This is a genomic window from Streptomyces lienomycini, assembly GCF_027947595.1.
In the GTDB taxonomy this organism is placed as follows: Bacteria; Actinomycetota; Actinomycetes; order Streptomycetales; family Streptomycetaceae; genus Streptomyces; species Streptomyces lienomycini.
Window position 1 is genome coordinate 7,279,934 of sequence record NZ_CP116257.1, and the last position, 25,755, is coordinate 7,305,688.

Annotated in this window: 22 protein-coding genes and 1 tRNA gene; 12 read left to right on the plus strand and 11 right to left on the minus strand. The window is 72.1% G+C overall.

Translation table 11 applies throughout. The annotated features are described in order from the left end of the window. The first annotated feature begins 22 nt into the window (after positions 1 to 22). A tRNA-Arg gene (locus BJ961_RS33135) sits at positions 23 to 95 on the plus strand. Between the two features lie 383 nt (positions 96 to 478). Next, complete coding sequence (locus tag BJ961_RS33140; RefSeq protein WP_271416449.1) at positions 479 to 1,429, plus strand: diguanylate cyclase family protein; 951 nt, start codon at positions 479 to 481, stop codon at positions 1,427 to 1,429. A 540-nt stretch (positions 1,430 to 1,969) separates the two neighbouring features. Here the strand turns inward: BJ961_RS33140 and BJ961_RS33145 are convergent. The 3 genes from BJ961_RS33145 to BJ961_RS33155 form a co-directional block, all read right to left on the minus strand. Continuing rightward, positions 1,970 to 2,503, minus strand: a complete 534-nt coding sequence (locus tag BJ961_RS33145; RefSeq protein WP_271416450.1) for a CbrC family protein — start codon at positions 2,501 to 2,503, stop codon at positions 1,970 to 1,972. Positions 2,504 to 2,772: 269 nt separating this feature from the next. Next, positions 2,773 to 3,576: an MBL fold metallo-hydrolase gene (locus tag BJ961_RS33150; protein WP_271417248.1), complete on the minus strand. Its 804-nt coding sequence runs from the start codon at positions 3,574 to 3,576 to the stop codon at positions 2,773 to 2,775. A gap of 308 nt (positions 3,577 to 3,884) precedes the next feature. Continuing rightward, a complete protein-coding gene (locus BJ961_RS33155; RefSeq protein ID WP_271416451.1) occupies positions 3,885 to 4,451 on the minus strand; it encodes a hypothetical protein in 567 nt (188 codons plus the stop codon). A gap of 140 nt (positions 4,452 to 4,591) precedes the next feature. Here BJ961_RS33155 and BJ961_RS33160 point away from each other — a divergent pair, with 140 nt between their 5' ends. The 3 genes from BJ961_RS33160 (at position 4,592) to BJ961_RS33170 (ending at position 6,901) form a co-directional block, all read left to right on the plus strand. Beyond that, positions 4,592 to 5,239, plus strand: coding sequence for a TetR/AcrR family transcriptional regulator (locus tag BJ961_RS33160; RefSeq protein ID WP_271416452.1), 648 nt, complete (start codon positions 4,592 to 4,594; stop codon positions 5,237 to 5,239). A 94-nt stretch (positions 5,240 to 5,333) separates the two neighbouring features. Beyond that, positions 5,334 to 5,741, plus strand: coding sequence for a YciI family protein (locus BJ961_RS33165; RefSeq protein ID WP_271416453.1), 408 nt, complete (start codon positions 5,334 to 5,336; stop codon positions 5,739 to 5,741). 8 nt (positions 5,742 to 5,749) lie between these two features. After that, the gene (locus BJ961_RS33170) at positions 5,750 to 6,901 is read left to right on the plus strand and encodes an RNA polymerase sigma factor (RefSeq protein ID WP_271417249.1); all 1,152 of its coding nucleotides are present in this window, start codon (positions 5,750 to 5,752) and stop codon (positions 6,899 to 6,901) included. 129 nt (positions 6,902 to 7,030) lie between these two features. On the opposite strand, the gene BJ961_RS33175 is transcribed toward BJ961_RS33170, so the two are convergent. Both BJ961_RS33175 and BJ961_RS33180 read right to left on the minus strand, forming a co-directional pair. Continuing rightward, positions 7,031 to 8,089, minus strand: coding sequence for a PP2C family protein-serine/threonine phosphatase (locus BJ961_RS33175; RefSeq protein WP_271416454.1), 1,059 nt, complete (start codon positions 8,087 to 8,089; stop codon positions 7,031 to 7,033). 136 nt (positions 8,090 to 8,225) lie between these two features. Further along, positions 8,226 to 9,440: an MFS transporter gene (locus BJ961_RS33180; protein WP_271416455.1), complete on the minus strand. Its 1,215-nt coding sequence runs from the start codon at positions 9,438 to 9,440 to the stop codon at positions 8,226 to 8,228. Between the two features lie 82 nt (positions 9,441 to 9,522). On the opposite strand from BJ961_RS33180, the gene BJ961_RS33185 reads away from it, so the two are divergent. The 3 genes from BJ961_RS33185 (at position 9,523) to BJ961_RS33195 (ending at position 12,040) form a co-directional block, all read left to right on the plus strand. Beyond that, on the plus strand, positions 9,523 to 10,500 hold the full coding sequence (locus BJ961_RS33185; protein ID WP_271416456.1) for an ArsR/SmtB family transcription factor: 978 nt from the start codon (positions 9,523 to 9,525) through the stop codon (positions 10,498 to 10,500). 10 nt (positions 10,501 to 10,510) lie between these two features. Further along, positions 10,511 to 11,032 (plus strand): glutathione peroxidase, encoded by a 522-nt coding sequence (locus tag BJ961_RS33190; RefSeq protein WP_271416457.1) that lies wholly within the window; start codon positions 10,511 to 10,513, stop codon positions 11,030 to 11,032. 123 nt (positions 11,033 to 11,155) lie between these two features. Then, positions 11,156 to 12,040 (plus strand): MerR family transcriptional regulator, encoded by an 885-nt coding sequence (locus BJ961_RS33195; RefSeq protein WP_381161250.1) that lies wholly within the window; start codon positions 11,156 to 11,158, stop codon positions 12,038 to 12,040. A gap of 125 nt (positions 12,041 to 12,165) precedes the next feature. On the opposite strand, the gene BJ961_RS33200 is transcribed toward BJ961_RS33195, so the two are convergent. The 3 genes from BJ961_RS33200 to BJ961_RS33210 all read right to left on the minus strand — a co-directional run bounded on the left by BJ961_RS33200 (position 12,166) and on the right by BJ961_RS33210 (position 14,542). Beyond that, complete coding sequence (locus BJ961_RS33200) at positions 12,166 to 12,357, minus strand: DUF397 domain-containing protein (protein WP_271416458.1); 192 nt, start codon at positions 12,355 to 12,357, stop codon at positions 12,166 to 12,168. A gap of 175 nt (positions 12,358 to 12,532) precedes the next feature. Next, entirely contained in the window at positions 12,533 to 13,390 is an 858-nt protein-coding gene (locus tag BJ961_RS33205) for a helix-turn-helix domain-containing protein (RefSeq protein ID WP_271416459.1), read from the minus strand. A gap of 393 nt (positions 13,391 to 13,783) precedes the next feature. After that, positions 13,784 to 14,542 (minus strand): GOLPH3/VPS74 family protein, encoded by a 759-nt coding sequence (locus BJ961_RS33210; protein ID WP_271416460.1) that lies wholly within the window; start codon positions 14,540 to 14,542, stop codon positions 13,784 to 13,786. A 189-nt stretch (positions 14,543 to 14,731) separates the two neighbouring features. On the opposite strand from BJ961_RS33210, the gene BJ961_RS33215 reads away from it, so the two are divergent. From BJ961_RS33215 to BJ961_RS33225, 3 genes are all read left to right on the plus strand, one after another. Continuing rightward, positions 14,732 to 17,548, plus strand: coding sequence for a D-alanyl-D-alanine carboxypeptidase (locus BJ961_RS33215; protein ID WP_271416461.1), 2,817 nt, complete (start codon positions 14,732 to 14,734; stop codon positions 17,546 to 17,548). Positions 17,549 to 17,756: 208 nt separating this feature from the next. Further along, complete coding sequence (locus BJ961_RS33220; RefSeq protein WP_271416462.1) at positions 17,757 to 19,673, plus strand: MFS transporter; 1,917 nt, start codon at positions 17,757 to 17,759, stop codon at positions 19,671 to 19,673. 216 nt (positions 19,674 to 19,889) lie between these two features. Then, positions 19,890 to 21,473 carry a sodium:solute symporter family protein gene (locus tag BJ961_RS33225; protein ID WP_271416463.1) on the plus strand — a complete coding sequence of 528 codons (1,584 nt, stop codon included), beginning with the start codon at positions 19,890 to 19,892 and terminating at the stop codon, positions 21,471 to 21,473. Between the two features lie 75 nt (positions 21,474 to 21,548). Here BJ961_RS33225 and BJ961_RS33230 read toward each other — a convergent pair whose 3' ends face one another. Beyond that, complete coding sequence (locus tag BJ961_RS33230; RefSeq protein ID WP_271416464.1) at positions 21,549 to 21,959, minus strand: VOC family protein; 411 nt, start codon at positions 21,957 to 21,959, stop codon at positions 21,549 to 21,551. Between the two features lie 69 nt (positions 21,960 to 22,028). Further along, the gene (locus BJ961_RS33235) at positions 22,029 to 23,144 is read right to left on the minus strand and encodes an ADP-ribosylglycohydrolase family protein (protein WP_271416465.1); all 1,116 of its coding nucleotides are present in this window, start codon (positions 23,142 to 23,144) and stop codon (positions 22,029 to 22,031) included. A gap of 234 nt (positions 23,145 to 23,378) precedes the next feature. Here BJ961_RS33235 and BJ961_RS33240 point away from each other — a divergent pair, with 234 nt between their 5' ends. Next, positions 23,379 to 24,596 (plus strand): serine hydrolase domain-containing protein, encoded by a 1,218-nt coding sequence (locus BJ961_RS33240; RefSeq protein ID WP_271416466.1) that lies wholly within the window; start codon positions 23,379 to 23,381, stop codon positions 24,594 to 24,596. A 425-nt stretch (positions 24,597 to 25,021) separates the two neighbouring features. Here the strand turns inward: BJ961_RS33240 and BJ961_RS33250 are convergent, their stop codons facing one another. Beyond that, a complete protein-coding gene (locus tag BJ961_RS33250; RefSeq protein WP_271416467.1) occupies positions 25,022 to 25,735 on the minus strand; it encodes a hypothetical protein in 714 nt (237 codons plus the stop codon). Positions 25,736 to 25,755: the final 20 nt, after the last annotated feature.

The window sequence follows — 25,755 nt, forward strand, 5'->3', positions numbered from 1 at the left end:
CGCCACACCGGCGGCACGCCCCGCCTTCGTAGCTCAGGGGATAGAGCACCGCTCTCCTAAAGCGGGTGTCGCAGGTTCGAATCCTGCCGGGGGCACAGTGTCTGACCAGCGCGTTTACCTCTCTCGGGTGGGCGCGCTGTTCGTCGTAGCCGTGGCATTGGCCATCAGCATGGCGAGCACCAACCTCAAGCCCGTTCGGAGAGTCCGCATCCAACGGATCCGGCGTTCGAGGGCGGCACCAGCCGATGGTTCTGTTTGGCCGCAGTGGTGGTGTCTCCGCTGCTGGCGGTCGCAGCCCGTGGCCTGCTGCGACGGAACACGCAGCGGGCATCTCCGCTTGATCGCGCGTCCCCTGCGGGATACCGGCGGCCTTCTTCACGTCCATCTCGACGCAGACCCGGTTCACACAACGCGGGCGGTCGATCCCTCGTCTGACAGGGAGAACAGCCAGGAACCACCCCCTTGAACGGAGCGCTCGGTGCTCATAGGACTCCTGACCGCCGTTGCGGCCTCGATCTGTTACGGCACGGGCTCCGTCCTCCAGGCCGTCGGCTCCCGCAGGTCGGCCCGCCGCGAGGCGGCCTCCGCCGGGCATACCACCGGACAGGTCACCGCGCATGGCGGCCCCAGTCTCTCCTCCACTGCCCAGGCCGCGATGACCTGGGAATTCATCGTCGGCACGGTCCTGGACTTCGTCGGCTTCGGACTCGGCGCGCTCGCTGCCCGCCTGCTGCCTCTGTTCCTCTCCCAGACGGTCATCAGCGCCAACCTCGTCATCACGGCCGTCCTGAGCGTCAAGCTGCTCGGCGTCCGGCTGACCCGGGCGGAGTGGATCTCGATCGCAGTCGTCTGCTCGGCGCTGGTGCTGCTCGCGAGCGCGGCGGGCTCTGAGGGCAGCGGGAACACGCCGATCACCACCCACTGGTGGCTCCTCACGATCTCACTGTTGCTGATGGCGGGCGGCACAGTACTGGTCCGGCTGCTCGGCGCCCGGGCCGCGATCCTGGCCGGTCTGCTCTCCGGTCTCGGCTTCGGGGCGCTGGGCGTGGGCGTGCGAGTGCTGAACGGGATCGATCCGTTCGACCTGGCCACGCTGCTCACCGACCCGGCCCTGTACGCCATTCTGGTCGCCGGAATCGGCGGTATGTACCTGCACACCGTCGCGCTGCAGATCGGCTCGGTGAACGGGGCGACGGCGGCGCTGGTGGTCGGCGAGACCGTGCTGCCCGGCATGATCGGCGTCTGGTGGCTGGGGGACGCATCACGCCCCGGCTTCGCCTGGCTGGCGGTGACCGGCTTCGTCCTGGCGGTCTCGGGCGCGGTCGCGGTGGCCTGGTTCGGCGCGTCGGAGAACGCCGGGAAGGACGTCCGGGCCCCGACCGACACCCCCACCCAGAACCCGGCGCTTGCCCAAAACCGAGCCTCTTAGCATCGGGGACTGGCGCGGTGGCTGCCGCTCCCTATCCAGTTCCCGCCGCTTCGAACCATTCGAACCATACGTGCGGTTCTCCCGCATACGGCTTTCCGACATCATTCACCGGCTGGCATGACTGTCGCCCTGCGCACGGCTTCGTCACGTTGTTGGGCATGTGATCGCCTGAGAGAGCATTAAGCCCCTTACCTCCCGGTTCGTGATCACTCGCTCCCCCTCGGGGCCTGGCCCCGACCGCCTCGGGCACAACCGGCGGCCACCATCTGTTGATCACACACATGCCCGAGTTCCTGTACTGCACCCTCCACGGTTCAGTGCGCTGAAATCGCCAGCCGGTTGCCAGGACTGATCCCAGCGCGAGAGACGATACGCACGGATTCAGCACACATGAGGACGGGAAACTCCGCGAGCCGGTGAGAACTACCGGGTGGTGATTTCCCAGGCCAGACGCCCTGAGCTCGACGTTTCCGCAGGTCACAGCCCCGTCCGGGGAAACTCCTAAAGCGGGGGTCGCAGACTCGCGGTGGCAGACGATCTTCAGGACGCGTCGGCGTAGGCAAGGTGGTCACCGCAGACGGTGCAACGGAAGAGCATGACGGTCATCCCCTCGCCGAGGTGGGTCAAGAGGCGCTCAAGCCGGCCTTCGTCATGGTGGCCATCGATGCGGAGGTCTGTACGCAACTGGTCCAGGGCTTCGGGATGCTCCGCCAACTCGGTGTACCCGACTTCGCCCACGAAGGCGCCCGCGTCGTGGCAGTGCACGAGCCAATGCGGATCCTGCCAAGCATGGAACCCGGGGGTGCGGCGGGTGACCTCGTGCGACACGTCGTCGCTCACGCCGTCGAGCCCGTAGGAGTCGGTGAATTCACCCGCGAAACGATCGGCCGCGCTCCCGTCTGCGATGCACCAGGGGCAGAAACGTCCGCTGACCTCGTGGGCGGAGTAGAAGGTTGCTGTGTAGATCCAGCCCGTGCTGCGGCCGCAGCAGGCGCACGACTCGGCGGACGCGCGAATGGACCCGCTTGCCAGGGGGTCCGGGTGATACCGGAAGAAGGGCAGCTCGGCGCTCATGGCAGCTTCTTGGTCTGCGCGCCGACGGCTGTGCCTACTGGTCCCATGAAGCGCAGTCTGTCCGCAAGGGGGTATGTGATCAAACTGCGTCATCGAACTGCTGCGGGCCCGCCGATAGACCCCAGACCGATCACGGTCCGGGGCCGTTGACACCTGCGTGCTTCAGCTCCGTTGGCCACTGACGACCAGGACGCCTCCGCAGCAGCCGGTCCATCTGGCTGCGTGCCCTGCACGAAGCGTCCGGGCTGTCCCCCGTGCGGCAGAACAGGTCAGGCGGTGGTCTCCGCGCCGACGATCACGTGCTCGCCAGGGGCGCACCGCACCAGGCGGGTGTCGTGGCCTCGGCGGCCGGCTTCCGCGAGGAAGTCCTCCAGTGGGGAACGGAAGACGGTGTAGTCGTCGTAGTGCACGGGCAGCGCCCTGCGTGGGCGCAGCAGGTCCAGCAGGTCGGCGCCCTGCTCGGCGTCCATGGTGACCACGAGGCCGCCGGGCAGGGTCGTGCCGCCGAGGTGCAGGACCGCCAGGTGGATGTCCGGGTACCGTGCGGCGATCTCGCGCAGGCCGTCGTACATCAGGGTGTCGCCGGAGAGGTAGAGGACCAGCCGGGTCTCGCCCGAGCGGTCGCCGAACTCCAGCAGGCTGCCCATCACCGGTGGCAGCAGGAACCGGGCGGGGCCGGGCGCGTGGCGGCCGGGGAGTGAGGTGACGCGGACCGTGGAGTCGCCGTGGTAGAGGGTGTAGCGCTGCCAGGTGCGCAGGCCGGTGGCGCGGCGGAAGCCGTACAGGCCCTTCAGGAGGCGCGCGCCGTGCGGGGTGGTGAGGAGCGGCAGGCCGTGGTCCAGGCCGCGGCGGGCGACCCGGTCGAAGTGGTCGCCGTGGAGGTGGGAGAGGACTACGGCGTCCAGGTCCTCGTGCGGCAGTTCCGTGACGTCGAGGGCCGGTTCCGTCACGCGGCGCGAGACCAGCCCGTAGCCGAGGTGGGCCCGCTGTCCGCGGTGGAGGAAGTTCGGGTCGGTCAGGAGCGTCAGGTCTCCGTAGCGGATCAGCAGGGTGGCGTTGCCGATGAACCGGATGTCCGCGGTGCCGTCGGGCGGCTTCGGAGGGCTGGGCCGGTTCGGCGAGGTGGGCCAGTTCGGCGAGCTGGGCCGGTTCGGCGGACTGGGCCCGTTCGGCGAGGTGGGCCCGTTCGGCGGGTCGGGCTGGTGGTGTGACACGGCCGGTCCCTTCCGTCGCTCTGCGACTCCCCCGGTACCGCCACGAGTGCTCGAAGGGTACGGAGCCACACCTCCGGACCGACCGGAGTCACCTGCGGACCGGAGTCACACCTCCGGGCCGTCCCGGCACCGGCCGCTCCTCGCCGCCCCCCGACGAGCGGGCGGGTTCAGGCCGGGCGACGCCCCGGGCGGGTCAGGCGGAGGGCGGAGACGAGGAAGAAGACGCCCCCGAGGAAGGCGTACCCCGCGAGGCTTCCCAGCGAGGGATCGTCGGCGCCCGCCTGGGTGGCGAAGGAGAGGCCGGCGAGCGTCGAGACGGCACCGCTGACGATCATCGGCCACTGGCCGCCCAGCTGCCGTCGGACGGCGCCCGCGACGAGCTGGACGATTCCCGCGGTGACCGCCCACGCCCCCCACACCCGCAGGACGGCCGGTATGCCGGACGTGGCCGCGACCGCGAGGGCGGCGACCGTCAGGGAGCTGATCGCGATGTTGGCGTACAGGGCCGGGGCCGGGCCGCCGTTCGCCCGCGACGAGCGGACGTCGACGATCGCGGCCGCCACGTCGAACAGGGGGTAGACCAGCAGGAGCGTCGTGCTGAGGGGGCCGAGCGTGTCGGCGGTGGCGAAGAGCGACGCGGCCCATACGGCGGCGAACGCGAAGCGGACGAAGTAGAGCTTGCGCAGGGTGACGGGGACGCTGGCGGGCGGAGCCGCGGCGACGACGGTGTCCACGGGGGGCCTCTCGATGAGTAAGGGTGCGGGGCTGTGAGGACGTGAGGGAGAACGTTCGGTCTCATGTCGCAGTCAAAGGGCTTCCCGTCGCCCCTGTCAAGACCGAACGTTCTCCCTCATCGCCTTGGTACGGTGTACGCATGACTCCGAGCGCTGTAGCCCGCAACACCTCCGAGGCGCGAGCGCGGCTGCTCGGTACCGCCACCGAGATCTTCTACGCGGAGGGGATCCACTCCGTCGGCATCGACCGGATCACCGCGCAGGCGCAGGTCACGCGAGCCACGCTGTACCGGCACTTCGCGGGCAAGGAAGATCTCATCCTCGCCTACCTCGACGGGGCCGATCAGGGGATCCGGGCGCAGGTGGCCGCCGCCAGGGCCGGCAGTGCGTCGGCTGCCGGGCAGGTCCGGGCCGTCGCGCGGTCGATCGTCGACGGGATCCGGTCCCCCGGTTTCCGCGGCTGCGCCTTCCTCAACGCCGTGGCCGAGTATCCCGACCCCGCCCACCCGGTCCACCGGGCCGTACTGGCCCACCGGCAGTGGTTCCTGGACACCGTCACGGAGCTGCTGGCCGCTGCGGCGGGGGTCGGGGGCGAGGACGGGACCGGTGAGGGCGACGTACCCGCCGGCTCCGCCGCTGCCGCCGGGCGGCATCTCGTCATGCTCCGGGACGGGGCGATGGCGGCCGGGTGCCTCTTCGATCCGGAGCTGGTGTCCGAGACCTTCCTGCACGGTGTGGAGGGTGTGCTGAGGGAGATCTCCGGGGTTCCGGAAGAAATTCCGTCCTGACCCGCGCCACCGTGTCGAGAACGCGCGTCCCGCTCCGTCCCAGGGGTGAGGGCGGCCACAATGGGCCGCACCAGCACCGAGGAGACGACGCATCATGGCCAAGTACCTGCTGCTCAAGCACTACCGAGGCGCTCCGGCATCGGTCAACGACGTGCCGATGGACCAGTGGACGCCGGACGAGATCTCGGCGCACATGCGGTACATGCAGGACTTCGCGGACCGGCTCGAGAAGTCCGGTGAGTTCGTCGACGGGCAGGCGCTCGCGCCCGAGGGGACCTTCGTGCGGTACGACGGCGAGGGGAAGCCGCCGGTCACCGACGGGCCGTTCGCCGAGACGAAGGACCTCATCGCCGGCTGGATGGTGATCGACGTCGACGGTTACGAGCGCGCCGTCGAACTGGCCGGGGAGCTGTCCGCCGCCCCGGGCGCGGGCGGGAAGCCGATCCACGAGTGGCTGGAGCTGCGTCCGTTCCTGACCGCGCCCCCGACCGTCACGGAGTGACCCCGACGATGGACGAGGCCCTGATCAGGAGCCTCACGCCCGGTGTGCTGACCGTCCTCGTCCGCCGCGGAGCCGACTTCGCGGCGGCCGAGGACGCGGTCCAGGAGGCGCTGGTCGAGGCGGTCCGCGGGTGGCCGGCCGACCCGCCGCGGGATCCGAAGGGCTGGCTGGTCACGGTGGCCTGGCGGCGGTTCCTCGACGCGACCCGCGCCGACACCGCCCGTCGGCGGCGGGAGGACCGCGTCGAGGAGGAGCCGGCGCCCGGCCCGGCCCCGGAGGTGGACGACACGCTCCAGCTCTACTTCCTGTGCGCCCACCCCTCCCTGACGCCGTCCTCGGCCGTCGCGCTCACGCTGCGCGCCGTCGGCGGGCTGACCACCCGGCAGATCGCGCGGGCCTACCTGGTGCCCGAGGCGACCATGGCCCAGCGGATCAGCCGGGCCAAGCGCACGGTGTCCGGCGTCCGGTTCGACCGGCCCGGCGATGTCGCCACCGTGCTGCGGGTCCTGTATCTCGTCTTCAACGAGGGCTACTCCGGCGACGTCGACCTCGCCGCCGAGGCCATCCGGCTCACCCGGCAGCTCGCGGCCCGCGTCGACCATCCCGAGGCGGCGGGGCTGCTGGCGCTGATGCTGCTCCACCACGCGCGGCGTGCCGCGCGGACCGCGGCCGACGGCAGTCTGGTGCCGCTCGCCGAGCAGGACCGCGGCCGGTGGGACACCTCGACGATCGCCGAGGGGGTGGGGATTCTGCAGGCGGCGCTCGCCCGGGACCGGCTGGGCGAGTTCCAGGCCCAGGCCGCCATCGCCGCCCTGCACGCCGACGCGCCCACCGCCGGGGAGACCGACTGGGTGCAGATCGTCGAGTGGTACGACGAGCTCGTGCGCCTGACCGGCAACCCCGTCGTCCGGCTCAACCGCGCGGTCGCCGTCGGGGAGGCCGACGGTCCGCGGGCCGGGCTGGCGGCGCTCGCCGTGCTGGACGACGCGCTGCCCCGTTACGCCGCCGTGTCGGCGTACCTGCACGAGCGGGACGGCGACCTGGACACGGCGGCGCGGCTGTACGCCGAGGCGGCCCGCAAGGCGCCCGACCTCGCCGAGCGCGACCACCTGACCCGGCAGGCCGCCCGCCTCAACTCCCGTCCCCACGACCGCCGGTGACCGGACCGGGCCGGGCCGCACGAGGCCGCTGCGTGCGAACCGGCCCCGTCCGGCGCCGAGTCCACATCGTCCGCCCAGCCGCCGCCCGGGGGCCGCGGCGCGGGGAAGTGGCGGCCCCGGCGCTTGCGATCAGCCCTGGTAGCGCAGCAGCAGCATCGCCGCGTCGTCGTGGTGGGGTCCCGCCGCGTGCCGTACGAGGTCCTCGCGCAGGGCGTCCAGGGCGCGGTGGGCGTCGGGGTCCCCGAGGAGGTGGGCGCGCTCGGCGAGCGGGTAGAAGTCGCCCCGCACGTCGCGGGCCTCCGTGACGCCGTCGGTGTAGAGGAGCAGTTGGTCTCCCGGGAGGAAGGGCACCGTGAAGGGGTCCGGGCCGGGGCCGCCGTGTGCGGCCAGGCCCAGGGGGAGGGCGTAGGCGGGCGGCTCGGGGAAGTCGGCGGTGCCGTCGCCGTGGACCAGCATGGGCGCGGGGTGGCCGTAGTTGAGGAGGACGACCTGCTGGTCGTGGCCGATCTCGGCGAGGATCGCGGTCACGAACTTCTCGTCCTCCAGCTCCCTGGCGACGCTGCGCTCCAGCCGCTCGCCGAGCTTGACCAGGTCCTTCTCGTCGTACGCCGCCTCCCGGAAGGTGCCGAGGACCCGGGCCGCGGTCTCCACCGCCGCCAGGCCCTTGCCCTGGACGTCGCCGACGATCACCCGGACGCCGTGGGGCGAGGCCACCACCTCGTAGAGGTCGCCGCCGATCCGGGCCTCCGCCAGCGCCGAGGTGTACGAGACGGCCGCGTGCAGCGGTCCCGCGGTCAGCGGTACGGGGCGCAGCAGAACGCGCTGGGCCACCTCCGCGATCGAGCGGACGCTGGCGAGTTCGGCCTCGCGGCGCGAGCGCATCACGGCCGCCGCGATGCCGACGCCGGTCACACCGGCCACCGACAGCATGGCGGTGTAGCCGCGGGGCCGGTCGAAGAGCCCGTTGTACATCCCGAGGCCCACGCAGAGCAGCAGCGCGGCCAGTCCGATCACCGCGGTGCGCCGCCAGCCGCCGACCAGTCCGCCGAACGCCGGGCCGAGCGACACCAGGGGCAGCAGCCCCACCCCGGGCCCCATGGTGAGATCCACGACGGCGACCACGGCCATGGCCGCGACGGGCATCCAGGACAGCGTCCTGGACGCGGGCGGCGACTTCTTCACGGTCATGGCTACTCCGGTGTGGCTGCGCTCAGGAGTCGCCCTCTCCTTGTCCTCAGGCGCCCCTCCCCCAGCTCCTCAGAGTATGCAAAGGGCCGAGCGCACAGGAGTTCCCCAGCGGGGCTTAACCCAATCGAGGCCTGCGTCACGCGGTCCGTACCGCCCGGGTCGGCCACAGTCCCCCGTCGGTCGCGCCCCGGCGGCTCGCCGCGGTCAGGGTGAGCGTCACCGCGAGCGACGCGACGGCCATCACGGTCATCGCGGTCGCCGGTGAGGTGAGCTGGGCCACCGTGCCGGCCAGGGTGGCGGCGACGCCCTGCATGGTGAGCATCCCGGCGGAGTGCAGTCCGAGGGCGTGCCCGGACAGGTCGTCGGGGGTCAGCGCGACCAGCCGCTCCTGCTGCACCAGGCTCGATCCGAACCCCACGGAGGCCAGGGCGACCAGTACGGCCGTCAGCGGCAGCGGCGGCCGCAGGAAGAGGACGAGGTACGGCGCGGCCAGCAGCACCAGGAGCGGGATGCCGAGCCGGGGGCGCAGCCGGGCCGGGAGCAGTCGGCCGATCGTCACGTCCCCGGCCAGCATGCCCAGGGCCGCGCAGGCGAACAGCGTGCCCGCGGCGCGCGGTTCGTAGGAGACGTACAGCGACTCGCAGCCGACGACGAGGCCGTTGGGGATCCACAGGGCCAGGTAGACGTGGCGGCGCGGACGGGCGGACCACAGGCGGGCGTTGGCGCTCCAGGTGGCGGCGACGGAGGGGCGGCCGGAGGCTCGCGGCGGGCGCCGGGTCAGGCGCAGGGCGAGCGCGGCCGACGTGCCGAACAGGGCGGCCGCGAGCAGCAGGCACAGCCGCGGGTCGAGCACGGTCACCAGGACGCCGCCGACCGCGTATCCGGCGATCTGCATGACGCCGTTCATCATGTTGAAGAGCGAACGCCCGGACAGGTAGCCGTCCTTGGTGAGGATCTCGGTCAGCAGCCCCCAGCGGACCCCGCCGCCGAGGGAGGCGATCAGACCCTCCACCAGGACGATGGCGAGCATTGCCCAGACCGGCAGGCCGGGCAGTGCGAGGGCCGCGGTGGCGGCGGCGAAGGCCAGCGAGAGGCCGGCCAGTGTCGTACGCGGCGGCAGCCGGTCGGCGCCGGAGAGGAAGAGGGTGGCGCCCAGCACCTGGGCGAGCGCCGGGCCGAACATGCTCAGCGCGGACAGCAGCGGGGAGTCCGTCGCCCGGAACACCAGCGTGCCGAGGGCGAGGCCGCTCACCGTCTGCGCGGCGACGTTGGCGGAGGAGGAGAGGAAGAGGGGGGTGAACTCGGGTGTGCGGAAGAGGGCCGCGTAGGTCTTGCGGGGGGTGTCCGGCATGCGCGGATTCTGGGGCGGCACGCGGCCCGGCCGTTACTGTTTCGCGTGCGGGCGAAACGTGGTCGGGGTGGGGAGGGGCCGGATGGGCTGGTGGGAGATCGACGCGGACACCCTGGTCCGCAGCCGCTTCGTCGTCTCGCCGCTCGACGAGACCCTGGCCTGCCTGAAGATGCTGCACTTCGGGGTGGCCGGGCACCCCGGTGAACGGGCCTGGCTCGACACCCACCGCCCCGCCCATCTGCGCCGCGTGGCGGCCGACCCGGTGGCCGCGCTGCTCGTCGCCTCGGGCCTCGGCCGGGAGTGGAACGCCGACTTCCTCACCCCCGCGCCGACCGAGGGCCACAGCTTCGAGGAGGGTCTCGCGCGGGTCCGGGCGACCCGCCCGGAGGAGGCGCGCGCGGACCTGGCCGTCTCCCTCGGGGGCACGCTTCCCGCCGTCCTGGACCGGGACGACCTGCCCGAGCGGGCCGCCGCGCTGCTGTCGGACGTCTGGACCGATGCGGTACGGCCGGACTGGGAGCGGCGCCGCCGGATCCTGGAGGCGGACGTCGTCGCGCGGATCGCCCGGGTGAGCCGTGGCGGCTGGGCGGCGGTGCTGGACACGCTGCGGCCGGGCACCCGATGGCTGGGCGGCAGCCGGCTCCAGATCAACCTCAACCCGTACCCGCCCCGCGACCTGTCCGGTGCCGAGCTGGTCCTCGTGCCGATCACCGCGCAGCGGCACGGCTGGGTGGCGTGGGAGGAGCCGGAGCGGTACGCGGTGGTCTACCCGTGCACCGGCGCCCTCGTGGACGGCGGGGCCCGGCGGGTGCCCGCCGCCCTCGGCGCGCTGCTCGGTCCGGCCCGCGCGGGCGTGCTGACGCTGCTGGGGACGCCCATGAGCACCAGCCAGCTGGTCGGTGTGACCGGGCAGGGCCTCGGCTCGGTCGGCCGGCATCTGCGGGTGCTGCTCGACGCGGGTCTGGTGGAGCGGCGCCGGGCGGGCAGGTCGGTGCTGTACTCGCGGACGGCGGCCGGGGAGGTCCTCGTCGAGGCGGGCCGCGGGAGGGGGCCGGGCTAGCATCCGTTCCATGACGACCTCAGCGAACACGCGGAACGACGACAGCCTGCCCCTCGACGTCGAGATCGGCGCCCTCCAGGGCGGGGCGGCGGCTCTCTCCCAGTACGCCGGCCGGGTCGTGCTGGTGGTGAACGTGGCCTCCAAGTGCGGACTGACCCCGCAGTACACCGGCCTGGAGCGGCTCCACGAGCGGTACGCGGAGCAGGGCCTCACCGTGCTCGGCGTGCCCTGCAACCAGTTCATGGGGCAGGAGCCGGGCAGCGCCGACGAGATCGCCGAGTTCTGCTCGGCGACGTACGGGGTCACCTTCCCGATGACCGAGAAGGTCGAGGTCAACGGGGAGGGGCGGCACCCGCTGTACGAGCGGCTGACCGGCTTCGCCGACGCCGAGGGGCACAGCGGGGACATCCGCTGGAACTTCGAGAAGTTCCTGATCGGGCGGGACGGCAAGGTCGCCGCCCGGTTCTCCCCGCAGACCGAGCCGGAGGCGGCCGAGGTCGTGGCGGCGGTGGAGGCCCGGCTGGCGGGCTGACCCGCCGGCCTTGACCTTGCCCCTGGGGGAAGCCCGAGCGTCCTCGTCACCGGGCGGAACAGCCGCCCGGTGACGGAGGATGGCGGCGTGGACGACTACGTGGACGACTACGTGGACGACTATGTGGACGGCGGCGGAGACGACGGCGTGGGCGACGCTCGCGACGACGCGTCGCTGACCATCGGGGCGTTCGCCGCGCGGGCTCGGCTGTCGGCCAAGGCGCTGCGGCTGTACGACCGGTTGGGCCTGTTGGTGCCCGCCCGGGTGGACGAGGTCAGCGGCTACCGCTACTACCGTGCCGGGCAGACCGAACAGGCCCGGCTCGTGGCCCTGCTGCGCCAGTTGGACATGCCGCTGGCGCGGGTCGCGGAGGTGGTCCACGCGGACGGGGACCGGGCCGCCGGGCTGCTCGACGCCTACTGGTCGGCGGTGGAGACCCGGGTGGCCGGGCAGCGCACGCTCGCCGAGTACCTCCGTGGACGATTGTCGGGAAGGGGCTCAGAGGTGTACGAGAAGTTCGTGGTCGAGACGGTGGACGTGCCCGAGCGGGTGGTGCTCAGCGAGACCCGGCACACGCTGGCGGACGAGTTGTCGCCGTGGATCGGTGCTTCGCTGGGGCGGCTCGAGGAGGCGGCCGGGGACTGCGGTGGTGTGACGGCGGCGCCGTTCGTGGTCTACCACGCGGAGGTGTCGATGGAGAGCGACGGTCCGGCGGAGTCGTGCGTGCCGGTCGCCGACGCGGCGGCGGCGCGGCGGTGGAGCGAGGAGCGGGGACGGACCTGGCAGACGCGGGTGCGGGTGGAGCCGGCCCGGCGTCTGGCGTACACCCGGATCACCAAGGCGCAGGTGGCGCATCCGCAGATCCTGGCCGCCTTCGAGGCGGTGGAGGAGTGGATCGCCGCACGGGGTCTGACGGTGGCGGGCCCGTGCCGCGAGGTGTACTTCGCCGACTGGGAGGCGGCGGGCCCCGAGGACCCGGTGTGCGACGTGGCGTTCCCGGTGGAGTGAGAACACCGGGTGAGACCGCGCGGGTGAGGCCGTCGGGGTGAGACCGTCGGGAGCCCTCTCGGCAAGGTCGGCGAACTGGTCGAGAGGGCTCCGTCGGCGGTAACGGCGGACGAGGCGCGGAGGTCTTACTCCTTGACCGAGGTCACGAAGGCGTTCCACGCGTCGGCGGGGAACGCCAGGACCGGGCCGCCGGTCACCTTGGAGTCACGGACGGCGAGTGCCGCCACGACCGGTGACCTGACCTCGACGCACGCGCCGTTTCCTCCGGAGTAGGAGGACTTGGTCCACGATGCCTGGGCGCCCTGAAGAATTGCCATGTCTGCTCCGATGGCGAGTCGCTGAGTGTGGTTCACGCCAATGACGTGTGATCTTTGGCGTGATCGACGCTACTCGCTGGCCTCCCTGAGCGGAGGAGTCATTCACCCGACCGGATGGCATATCCCAGGTGAGTCTTCCCGTACACCGGTGCGGGGGTGTACCATCCCGCACCGCTCAGCGTGCGTACTCCTTCGCCACGTCCTCGATGCGCTGCCGCGACTGCTCCACGTTCAGGGCCTGGGCCCGCAGGTGCTCGTACATCACCGTGTACTTCTGCACGTCCGGCGCCTTCTCCAGGTAGAGGTCGCTGGTCACGCCCTCGATGTACACCACGCTGGAGTCGGCCGCGTCGGCGAACTCCAGGATGGAGTACTGCCCGTTGATGCCGGGGTGCGCTCCGACGTCGAACGGCAGCACCTGCACGGTGATGTGCGGCAGCTGCGACATCTCGGCGACGTGCTCCAACTGCTCCCGCATCACCTGCTTGCCGCCCACCACCCGGCGCAGGCTGGCCTCGTCGAGGACCACCCACAGGCGCAGCGGGTTGTTCTCGGCGGAGATGCGCTCCTGCCGTCGTATGCGGACCTGCACCCGCTTCTCGACGTCGGCGACCGACGTCTCCGGCAACGCGCCCTGGATCAGGGCCTCGGCGTAGGGGCGGGTCTGCAACAGGCCGGTGATGATCTGGGGTTCGTAGGTGCGCAGCGACTCCGCGTCGGTCTCCAGACCGATGTAGACGCTGTACGGGATGTCGCCGAAGGCGTGCCACCAGCCCTGCTGGCGCGAGTCCTTCGCCATCTGCATGAGTGAGTCGACGACCCGTTGGTCCTCGACCTCGTACACCCCGCACAGGTCGCGGACGTCGCGCTGGCTGATGCTGCGGCGGCCGTTCTCCAGGCGGCTGATCTTCGACTGCGACACCAGCAGCCGCTCCGCCACCTCCTCGGCCGTCATGCCCTTCTGCTCACGGAGCCGGCGCAGCTCCTGGCCCAGCCGACGCCGCCTAACGGTGGGATTGACACTCGACGCCACGGGACGTGCACCTCCGGCTGGGTGACTCATACTTGCCACTTTGTGTATCTGCTGCTGAGCAGACTGCCACCAAGGTGCTTTCTACCGCTGGGAAACGGTCGATATGCGCCGCGTACACGCCAGTTCGGGGCGCCACCCCCGCATGCGGCCGCGCGGGGCGGCGGAACCTTTCCTCAGTCCGGGTGGGCCGGACGTACGGTCGGTTCCGCCGCCCCGCGCGGACCTGCGGCTCCCGTGACCGGGCTTGGGGACTGGCGGTGCGGCGGTGCTGTGGTGCCGGGTGCTGCGGTACTGGGTGTGGTGGTGCTGGGTGTGGTGGTGCTGGGTGTGGTGGTGCTGGGTGTGGTGGTGCTGGGTGTGGTGGTGCTGTGGTGCCGCGGTGGACTCGTCGGGCTAATGGGCCACCGCTCGCGCCATGGATCCGTGGTGCGGTTGCGCCGGAACACCGCGGGCGGGTTCCGGGGCGGGCCTGACTCCCGGTCCCGGGGCCTGGCGGCCGGCCGGGGCCGGACTGCGGCGTGGCTGGGCCGCAGCTCCGTTCTGGACGTCCATCACCGCGTGCGCCACCAGTCCGCCCATGGGGTCGTGCCTGATGAGGTCCCGCAGCCGGGACCGCGACGAGCGTCCTTCGTTGCCCGGGTAGAGGTGCTTGCCGAGACCGACCGCGTGGGCCAGCGCGGCGAGCGCCGCGGTCCGCGGGTCCGGCGGTACGCCGGTGCGGATCGCCGAGTCGAGCCGGGCCTTGATCTCCCTGCTGATCGCCGTGTCCGTCGCCTGGTAGCGAGTCGTCGGCAGCACCCCGCACATCTGGCCCTCCACGGCATGCACCATGCCGCATCGCTCCAGATGCGAGAGGTAGGTCTGGCGCAGCCCCAGGCGGGGCCCGCCAATCCAGTTGACCGCCCGTACGGGAGCGCCACGCCTTCGCAGCAACTCCAACGCGCAGTCCAGTGTTGGATCTCCTGTCGGCCGTGGGGCCACCACGGCGATACGATCCCCGTCTGGGGCTATCCGTCCGGCCAGCGCCAGCTCCACCAGCTGTGCTCCGGCCAGACCGAGGTCGAGCGACTGCGGCTGTGCGGTGGTACCCGTGGTCGGGTCCAACGCCAGCAGCAGAAGCTCCTCCGGAAGTGTTCTGCGGCTCCTGCCCATCCATGCCTCCCCGCGTGGATGACAGACAGGGTGACCCCTCTCACATTGGTCTGTCGAGGGTGCGTGACCGCTTCGTAGTGGAACCAGTAGGTATGTCGTTCTCGTCTACCGCGTGGGTTCCACCCGTACACAGGACACTGGTACATGGTTTCGGTACGGGTTCGGTAGCGCGCACAGGTCGTGCGGCGCATGGAGGAGGCATCGGTGGCGGGCGAGTCCCCCGACAGGTCGAAGCAGCGCGAGTCGTCGGAAGAACCGACGTCGGGGAGTGCGGGTCCGGTTCCCGAAGCCCGGACCGGGACGAGCGAGCCGCGTGATCCGCGGCTGACGGTGGCGCGGGAGGACGCGGAGCGCTCCGCGGGGGCCGGGTCCGGTTCCCGTGGCGGCGTCGACACGGCGACCCGTGTGCTGTCGGTCCGCGAGACGGAGGCGGAAACCTCGGCGGAAGCGGAAGCGGCCACGGACGTGGACGCGGAGACCGAGGCCGAGGCCGAGGAGGGCGGTACGTCGGAGCGGACCGGTACGTCGGAGGGTGACGGCGCGGAGCCGGCCGCCGCGGGCGACGGTCGGCTGCGGGATGCCGTGGCGGCCTGGGTGGCCACCGCGGACGAGCGTGCCGCCGCCGACGCGCGACTCGGGGACGCCGACGGCTCCCAGGAGGCGGGCGCGGCCTCCGACGCCCCTGGACGTCCGGAGGGCGAGGAGCGCCCCTCACAGGACGCCGAGGGGCGCGAGAAGGCTGCCTCCGCCGCGGAGCCGGGTTCGCGGGCGGACGCGGATGCTGGCGCGGCCTCCGACGGCACCGCCCCGGGTGCGGACGCGGCCTCCGACACGGAGGCGGAAGCGAACGTGGAACGGACTCCTGCCGCGGCCTCGGCGTCGGACGCCAAGCCGGAGGGTGGCCCGGAGTCGGGCGCGGGTTCCAAGGCTGCGGGCGCCCCGGAGTCGGGCGCGGGCTCGGAGGCTGGGGGCGACCCAAAGTCGGGTCCCGGCCCGAAGCCGGACTCGGCATCGAAGCCGGGCCCCGACTCGGACGCGCGCCCGGACGGTGACCCGGAGTCGGGCTCGGGCTCGAAGGCCGAGGACGCCCCGAAGCCGGAATCGAAGCCGGGCCCGGACTTGGACGCGCGCCCGGAGGGAGACCCGGTGCCGGGCGCAAGCCCGGAGGCTGAGGGCGACCCGGAGTCGGGTCCCGGCCCGAAGCTGGACTCGGCATCGAAGCCGGACGCGGACGCGAAGCCGGAGGATGCCCCGAAGCCGGGCTCGGACCCGAAGCCGGGGCCGCGCTCGGGCGCCAAGCCGGAGTCGGGCTCCGTCCCGGAGTCGGAGTCGGGCGCCGAGTCGGAGTCGGACGGCGGCGACGCCGTCGGTGGCGAGGGTGGGCGGGGTGTGGATCAGCCGACCGCCGTGTTCAAGGCGCCGCGGCTCGACAAGCCCGCCGTCGATCAGCCGACGACCATGCTGAAGCTGGGCGACGCCGCCGCCGCGTCGAAGAAGGCGGGGAAGGGCGACGACGCCCCTGCCCCGACCGCCCCGGCCGAGGGCGACGCCGAGCGGACCAGCAGGTTCGTGGCCCTGCGGCACCCGGACGACGCGTCGAGCCGCAAACCCCCGCAGGCCGCGGTGCCCGCGACCGATGCCCCGAAGCCTCCGCAGGCCCCCCGTACCGGCGTCACCGCCGCCCGGTCGCACGTCGGGCCCGACCGGACGAGCCAGCAGCCGCTGCCGCCGAAACCGCCGCTGGACCTGCTGGCGGAGCTGACGAACACCCCGCCGCCCCCGGAGACCCCGCTGCGGACGACGGTGCGCCGGGTCAAGATCTGGACGCCGCTGGTCCTGCTGCTGCTGATCGCCCTCGGCGTCGCGCAGTCCATGCGCCCGCTGCCCGCACCGACCCTCGAACTGACGGCGCAGGACAGCTTCACGTTCGACGGCGGCAAGCCGGAGATCCCGTGGCCGTCCAGCGGGCAGGCCGCGCTCGACGTGCAGGGCATCGGCACGTTCGGCTCGTCCGGCGAACAGAAGCCGCTGCCGATCGCGAGCGTGGCCAAGGTCATGACCGCGTACGTCATCCTGCGCGACCACCCGCTGAAGAGCGGCGCCGAGGGCCCGAAGATCAAGATCGACCAGAAGGCGGAGGACCAGTCGGACGCGGCCGACGAGTCGATCGTCCGCGTCTACGCGGGCGACTCGTTCTCCCAGCGCGAGGCGCTGGAGGCCGTCCTGATCGCGTCCGCGAACAACGTGGCGCGGTTGCTGGCCCGCTGGGACGCGGGCTCCGAGGAGGCGTTCGCGGAGAAGATGAACGCCGCCGCGAAGGACCTCGGCATGACCAACACCACGTACACCGACCCGTCGGGGCTCAAGAGCACGACGGTGAGCACGGCCGTGGACCAGGTGAAGCTGGCCAAGGCGGCGATGAAGGAACCCGCGTTCCGCGAGGTCTCCGCGATGATGTCGTACGACGACTACAAGGGCGTGAACCACTCCAACTGGAACCAGCTGGTCGGCCACAACGACGTGGTGGGCATCAAGACCGGCACCAGCACCGCCGCCCTCGGCAACCTCGTCTTCGCGGCGCAGAAGGAGATCGACGGCGAGACCCGGACCGTCATCGGGGCGGTGGTGCGTCAGCCGGACGTCGGCGGGGGCATCCTCGCCGCCGCCCTGGACTCCAGCGACAAGCTGATCCGGGCCGCGCAGGACACCCTCCAGTCGTCGACGATCGTGAAGAAGGGGGCCGTCGTCGGCTACGTGGACGACGGTCTCGGCAACCGCACCCCGGTCGTCGCCACGCAGGACGTCAAGGCCGTCGGCTGGGGCGGGCTGACCGTGAAGCTGACCTTCGACGCGGACGAGGTGCCGCACACCGCGAAGGCCGGCACCAAGGTCGGCAGCCTCACGGTCGGCGACGGCGGCACCAGCGGCGCGGTGAAGGTGCCGGTGGCCCTGCGGGACGACCTCGCCGAGCCCGGCCTCGGGGACAAGCTGACCCGCCTGGGCTGACCGCCGGCCCGTCCGGGCCGAAGCGACGCCCCCACGCCCTGCGCCCCCGCGGTCACCCGGCCGCGGGGGCGTCCGCGTTCCCGGGCGCCGGGGAACGGAGAAGCCACCGTGCGGGCGTGCGTGCTAGCGTCACGAAACGGGGCAGTCGCCGGTCGCCGGAACGGGACTCGGCCCAAAGAAGAAGACGGGACACGGGGAGTGCCTTCAGGTGGCCACTGCGGAGCCGACACGCGCCGACGACGCCGATCCGGGCCCGGGAGCCGGCCCACGCCCACGCGTACCCGCACCGCGCGGGGACGACGGGCCCGGCGCGGAGAGCGGACGCGCCGGTCATGACCCGGCGGACGACGGCGGTGGGTCCGCCCCCGCCGGACCGCGCCCGGAAGCGCCGCCGGCGGTGAAGGCCGCCTTCCTCGCCCTGCGCGAGCGCATGCTGCGCCACCCCGTGCTGTCCGTGACCGCCCTGGCCGGGGTTCTCCACATCGTCTGGTTCTTCACGTTCGCGAACAGCGGCGGCGACCTCGCGGCGCAGGACGCCTGGGCCGAGTTCGTCGGCCGGCACCCGGACTCGGCGTACAACCTCGCCTGGTACGGCGGCATGCATCCGGTGTCCTACAGCGTGGTCTCGCCGTACCTGATGTCGGTGCTCGGCGTCCGGACGACGATGATGATCGCGGGGACGCTGTCGGCCGGGCTGCTGACGATGATCCTGATCCGGAGCCGGGTGGTCCGCAATCCGCTGTGGGCGTCGCTGGCGGGCCTGTTCGCGCTGCTGGGCAACGCGGCGTCGGGGCGGGTGACGTTCGGGCTCGGCATGATGTTCGGGCTCGGCGCGGTCGCCGCGGTGTTCTGCTGGCCGCACCGCTGGCGGCACGAGCGCTGGGCCAAGGGTCTGTGCGCGGCGCCGCTGGCCGCGCTGTCCACGATGGCCTCGCCGGTCTCGGGCCTGTTCGTGGGCCTGGTCGCGGTGGCGCTGTTCCTGCAGAAGCGCCGCCCGGGCGCGTGGGCGCTCGGTCTGGCGCCGAGCGCGGTCGTGGGGCTGTCGGCGTGGCTGTTCCCGTTCTCCGGGACGCAGCCGATGTCGTTCGGCTCGGCGGTGCTCCCGGTGCTGTACGCGGGCCTGGTGTACGCGTTCGTGCCGCGCACCTGGACGACCGTGCGGATCACGTCGGCGGTCTACGGCCTGTCCGTGCTGCTGGTGTGGCTGATCAGTTCGCAGATCGGCTCCAACATCACCCGGCTGCCGATGCTGTTCGCGGGGGTCGCGCTGGTGGCGGCGCTGCCGTTCACGGTGCCGAAGTCGCGCAAGTGGTACGCGCTGGTGGTGTCGATCGTCGGCTTCGTGGGCTGGATCGGCTTCAAGTCCGCCGACGACATCATCCACACCACGCCGGCCGCCTCCTGGGCGCGCGAGCTGGCGCCGCTGGTCAACGAACTGCAGGAGGTCGGCGCCGAGCGCGGCCGGGTGGAGGTCGTACCGGCCCGCTCGCACCGGGAGGCGTCCGCGCTCGCGCCGTACGTGAACCTGGCGCGCGGCTGGAACCGCCAGGCCGACATGGAGCGCAACCCGCTCTTCTACGACGACACGCTCAACTCGGCGAACTACCACGAGTGGCTGCGCCGCTGGGCCGTGCACTTCGTCGTGCTGCCCAAGGGCGAGCCGGACGGCGACGGGGGCGAGCGCGAGCGGGAGCTGGTGCAGCGGGGGCTGCCGTATCTGAAGCAGATCTGGGGCGACGCCAACTGGCAGCTGTTCCAGGTGACCCACCCGACCCCGCTGGCGGAGCCCCACGCGGAGGTCCAGCGCGCCGAACAGGGCGAGTGGACGATCGACGTGAAGGAGCCGGGCCGGATCCTGGTCCGGGTGCCGTACTCGCCGTGGCTGAGCCTCGTCGACGCCGAGGGCAACAAGCTCGAGGCGCCCCAGGAGACGGAGGCCTCCGAGAACGCCCCGGAGGGCACGCCGAAGACGTACGACAACGTCAACGGCTGCGTGACGGAGACGGAGGAGACCGCCGAGGGCGACAAGTGGACCTGGCTGGTGGCGCCCAGGGAGGGCACGTACCGGCTGGCCGCACCGTACGGGCTGAAGCGGGGCACGCCGTGCCCGGAGGAGCTGAGGTAGCCCGACGGCCACCCCCGCACACTCGTTCATGTAGATGAACAGAGGTCAGTAAGCAGAACATTTTTACTTCCTCTTGACCTCCCCCTTCCTTGTCGTGCCCGCGTCGACGCAACCACGATGAGCGGGCACTTCGCTGCCTGCCTCGCCCCTACCCCGCTCCTGCGAAGTGCCAACCAGCTGAGCGGAGTTCACAAGGCGGACCCCGGAAGGGGGCACATGAACGGTCTCGACTGGTCCGTGCTCATCGGCTACTTCGCGGTCATGGTGGCGATCGGCGTCTGGTCGCACAAACGCGTGGACGACGTCAGCGACTTCTTCACGGCCGGCGGCAAGATGCCCTGGTGGCTGTCCGGCATCTCGCACCACATGTCCGGCTACAGCGCGGTGATGTTCACCGGCTACGCCGGCATCGCCTACACCTACGGCGTCACCTCCTTCGTGACGTGGTCGTTCCCCATCGCGCTCGGCGTCGCCATCGGCTCCAGGCTGTTCGCGCCGCGCATCAACCGGCTGCGCTCACGGCTGCACGTGGCCTCGCCGCTGGAGTACCTGAAGAGCCGGTACAACCTGCCCACGCAGCAGGCGCTGGCCTGGTCCGGCATGCTGTTGAAGATCGTGGACGTGGCCGCGAAGTGGGCGGCCATCGCCACGCTCCTGTCGGTCTTCACCGGCATGTCCCTCAACCAGGGCATCCTGATCACCGGCGTCATCACGGGCATCTACTGCACGATCGGCGGCCTGTGGGCGGACGCGCTGACGGAGCTGGGCCAGTTCGTCATCCAGCTGCTGGCCGGCGTCTCGATGTTCGTGGCCGTGGTCATGAAACTCGGCGACCACGGCGGCTTCTTCGGCGTCTGGGACGAACCCGCCCTCCAGGGGCACGGCAAACCGCTGGTCGGCCCCTACGGAACGGTGTTCCTGCTGGCCTTCCTCTTCATCAAGCTCTTCGAGTACAACGGCGGCATGCTCAACCAGGCCCAGCGCTACATGGCCACGCGCGACGCCCGCGAGGCGGCCCGCGGGGCGCGGCTGTCGGCGGTGCTGTGGCTGGTCTGGCCGGTGGTGCTGTTCTTCCCGATGTGGATGTCGCCGCTGCTGGTGGAGTCCCAGAAGGCGGACGGCTCCGACTCCTACGCGCTGATGACCGAGCAGCTGCTGCCGCACGGGCTGCTGGGCCTGGTGATCGTCGGCTTCTTCTCGCACACCATGGCCATGTGCTCCTCGGACGCCAACGCCATCGCCGCGGTCTTCACCCGTGACGTGGCGCCGGTGCTGTCGAAGCGGGCGCGCGGCTGGGGTCAGCGGTCCGGGCTGCTGGCGGCCCGGCTGACCACGGTGATCTTCCTCGGGCTCTCGATGGCGGTGGCGACGCAGGTCGACTCGCCGACGTTCAAGGACATCATCACCGTCGTGATCAAGTGGGTCGCCGGACTGATGGGCCCGATCGCGATCCCGATGATGCTCGGTCTGCTGCGGCCCTTCCGCCGCTCGGGACCGACGGCCGCGCTCACCAGCTGGGGACTGGGCCTGGTCGCGTTCTGGCTGGTCAACTACCCGATCAACTGGAGCGTGGAGGGCGGGGTGCCGCTGGAGTACCAGGTCTCCGTCCCGCTGGCGGTCTCGCTGGTCCTGTACATCCTGATCGGCTACCTGAAGCCGGAGGACACCCCGGAGCGGCTGGCGATCATCGAGCGCGTCAACACGGACGGCGACGGAGACGTCTCCGGCGCGGCGGCGGCGATCCCGACGCCCGCGGGCGGTGTGGACGACGCGGTGGGGCGCAGCCGGGTGGGCGACTGACCGGGTGGTGTCACGGCGGTACGGGGACGGCACGGTGCGGCGGGGGCACCGCGCCGTGCCGTCCCCGTACCGTGCTCAGCGCAGTTCCTGGATGCGGATCTGGTTGCCCGCCGGGTCCCGGAAGGCGCAGTCGCGGATGCCGTACGGCTGCTCGGTCGGCTCCTGGACGATCTCGGCGTTCCCCGCGCGCACCCGCTCGAAGGTGCCGTCGAGGTCCTTGGTCGCCAGGAGGATCCACCCGTAGGTGCCCTTGGCCATCATCTCGGCGATGGTGCGGCGTTCGGCGTCGGTGATGCCGGGGTCCACGGCGGGCGGCGAGAGGAGCAGCGAGAGGTCCGGCCGGCCGACGGGCCCGACCGTGATCCAGCGCATCTTGCCGTTCCCGACGTCCTTGCGGACCTCGAAGCCGAGGAGGTCGCGGTAGAAGGCCAGGGAGGCGTCCGGGTCGTCGTGCGGGAGAACCGTGGTGTGGATGCTGATGTCCATGGCGTGCACGCTAGCCGCGTCCCGCGGGTCGGCGCCTGCCGAAAACGAGCACGGGGCGAAACGGGGCCCCTACGCTCGCGGGTACCGCGTCAGCCACCCGGGGGACGAGCCCGCCGGGCCGTGCAGGGCGGGGCCCTGGGTCATCTCCATCGCGAAGTCGTCGGCCAGCTCCAGCACGGTCGGACGGCCCTCCAGTTCGGCCAGCCAGGCGGGGGGCAGCGCCGTCTCGCCGTGCAGGGCGCCCAGCAGTGCGCCCGTCAGGGCGCCGGTCGCGGCCGAGGGGCCGCCGTGGTTGACGGCGAGCCGCAGCCCGTGCCGTACGTCCTCCCCGACGAGGGCGCAGTACACCGAGGCCGCCACCAAACCCTCCGCCGTGCCCTCGCCGATCAGCTCGGTCACCCGTGCCGGGGTCGGCAGCCCTTGGCGTACGGCCCCGAGCGCGTGCTGCAGGGCGTCCGAGACCGGCTGGTGTCCGGGCCGTGCGGCGAACAGGGCGAGTCCCCGCTGCACGGCCGCGTCGAGGCTCTCCCCGCGCGCCAGCCCGTGCACGATCACGGCGTACGCGCCCGCCGCCAGGTAGCCCGTGGGGTGGCCGTGGGTCTGCGCCGCGCATTCCACGGCGAGTTGGGCGACCAGTTGCGGCTCCCAGCCGACCAGGAGCCCGAAGGGCGCCGAGCGGGCGGCGGCCTCGGCACCGCGCTCGGCGGGGTTCTTGGGCGCCTCGGGGGTGCCCATCGTCTCGTCGCCGAGGCCGAGCAGCAGCGCGCGCGGCGCGTCCCGGCGGACGTACAGCCACTCCTCGTGGGCCAGCCAGCCGTCGTCCTTGCGTCGCAGGTCGGGCCCCCAGTCGCGCTGGGTGGCGGCCCAGCGCAGGTACGCCCGGTGCAGGTCGGTCGGCGGGTGCCAGGCGCCGGTGTCCCGCCGGACCTGGGCGCGGATCAGCCCGTCCACGGAGAACAGGGTGAGCTGCGTCAGGTGGGTGACGGCACCGCGCCGGCCGTACGCGGGGGCCAGGTCGGCCAGGCCCTCCGCGCCGTGCGCCTCCCGTATCCCGTCCAGGCCGAGACCGTCGACGGGTGCCCCGAACGCGTCCCCGACGGCCGCGCCGAGCAGCGTCCCGCGCACCCGGCTGCGGAAGTCCTGCTGCTCGGCACGCCCCCAGACGGCACCGGTCGTCACGCCCACCCGGACCTCCCTCGGCACTGTCCACACCACTGTCCGTACGTACGACGTCCAGCACTGTATGCGAACGAATGCGGTCGGTTCAGGGCTGGAACGGGCCGGAACTGTGTGGAAACCCTCACGGTCGGGGGTGGTCACAGGTACACCCCGTTTCCGCCGCCTGGCCCCATCGAGCGGACGTCCGGGCCGCGACAGGATCAAGGAGTCGCCAGAACAGCCCCGTTGGAAGGAAAGCGCGTGTCCGCTCGTCTCCACACCTCCCCCGTCCGGAACAAGCCGAAGAAGCAGCGCGGGCGTGTGCTGTCGGTGGTCGCCGCACTGGCGGTCCTGGGCGGCGGCCTCGCCGTGAGCGGCTCCACGGCCTACGGCACTCCGCACCACGCCGGTCACCGCGACGCCGTGCGCGAGGGCGCGAAGGACCTGGTGCGCGAGGACGGTTTCCCCGCCGCGCTGGCCGCCGTCCAGGGGCGCGACGGACGCGTACGCGACTACACGGCGGGCACCGGCGACCTGGCGACCGGCGCGTCCGTGCCGGTCAACGGCCAGGTCAGGGCGGGCAGCAACACCAAGGCACTCACCGCGGCGGTCGTGCTCCAGCTGGTCGGCGAGGGCAAGGTGAAGCTGGACGAGCCGATCGAGACGTACCTGCCGGGCCTGGTGCGCGGCGACGGCATCGACGGCGGCCGGATCACCGTGCGGAACCTGCTCCAGCACACCAGCGGCCTGCCGGACTACGTCCAGACGCTGGGCCTGGACCCGTTCGAGGTCCGCGACACCTACTACAACCCGCGTGACCTGATCGACCTCGCCCTGAGCCAGAGGGCGGCGTTCGAACCCGGCGCGAAGTGGCAGTACAGCAACACCAACTACGTCCTGGCGGGCCTGCTCGTCGAGAAGGTCACGGGCCGCCCCTTCGGCGAGGAGATCACCGACCGGATCATCCGCCCCCTCGGTCTGAAGGACACCTACTGGCCGAGCGTCGGCGAGCGCGGCATCCGGGGCGCCCACCCCAAGGGCTACGCCGCCGCCACCCCCGGCGCCCCGCTGGAGGACATCACCCGCCTCGACCCGTCCCAGGCCTGGGCGGCCGGACAGCTCGTCACCACCCCGCGCGACCTGAACCGGTTCTTCTCCGCCCTGCTCGGCGGCAAGGTGGTGGCGGCCGCCGAACTGAAGGAGATGAAGACCACGGTCCCGGTGACCGAGGGCGCCCCCACGCCCGGCACCGGATACGGCCTGGGCCTCTTCCGCACCCCCCTGTCCTGCGGCGTCGAGCTGTGGGGCCACGGCGGCTCCATCCACGGCTACGAGTCCTACGGCGGCGCCACCCGGGACGGCCGCGCGGCCACCGTGGCGGCGACGGCCCTGTCCAGTTCGGTGGCCGCCGAACCCGCGGGCATGATGGCGGCGCACCAGCACGTCTTCGACCTGGTCGACACGGCCGTCTGCCGGTAGCCCCCGCACCCCGCACCCCGTGCCCCGGCGGCGGGGTGGGGTGGGGTGGGGTACGAAAAAGCGTGAACACTTCGGCTTGTTCTGTCCTCGGACCGCTCAAATGAGCCCGTGGAGGACACTTTGCCGTCGAGTGTTCACGCTTTTACGCAGATACCCCGCTGCCCGGCGTGGTCACATCCGGCCACGCCCCGGTGACAGTTCGGCCCAGACGGTCTTCGCGGGGGGCCGGTCCCGTGTCGACGCCCCAGCGGTCCGCGTACGCGGCCACGATGCGCAGTCCGCGTCCGCCTTCCTCCTCCTCGGCAGCCGGATCGGGGAGACACGGGACCCGGTCGCCCCGGGCGTCCGTGAGGCCGCCCGCCTCTCCTTCACCGACGCGTCCTGGACCTCGTTCCTGGCGTTCACCGGCAGGCGGGCGTAACGGCTCAGCAGCGGAGCGACCCGCGCCACGCGTCGGCGAGCGCGTCGAGGTCCCTGCGCCGCTCGTTCCTCAGGTCCCGCGCCTCGTCGGTCCTGGGGTCCAGGAGGTGCCCGAGCGAGCCCGCACGGCGCCGGAATCCGACGCTCTCCCACAGTGCCGCGATCTTCTCACCGGCCCGCCCGAACGCGGCCTCGCCCATGGGGGCGTCCGGGAGCTCCGTGGGGTGGGTGGCCGTGATGACGGCGCTACAGCCGTCGGCCAGGGTCCAGACGGCCTCGGCCGCGAGGACCGGCCCGAGGCCGAAGCCCCGCCAGGCGGGGTCCAGCCGCATGTCGAAGAGGACGAGCAGGTCGCCGTCGCAGTCCGTCACGGCGTCCCGGAACTCCTGACGGTAGCCGCCCCGGCCCAGGTCGTAGACGCCGAGGACCAGGTGGGACAGGCCGACGTCGTAGCCCTCCGCGTCGGAGAACGGGAAGGGGCTGAACCTCTCGTCCATCCGCAGGCGGAAGAGCCGCATCGAGCCGATCTCGTGCCGGACGGTCTGCGTCGCGGACCCCTCCGGCCGGTCCAGGTACCGGCTCGACCGGACGGACACGTCCCATGCGTCGAAGCCGTTCTCGTCCCCCTCCGAGCCGACGAAGTGCCACGTCCGGTACTCCAGGTTCAACCGGCGCGGATCGCCCGGAAGTTGGTCGGCGGAACGCTTCGAAGAGATCACGTTCGGGACCCTACCCACTC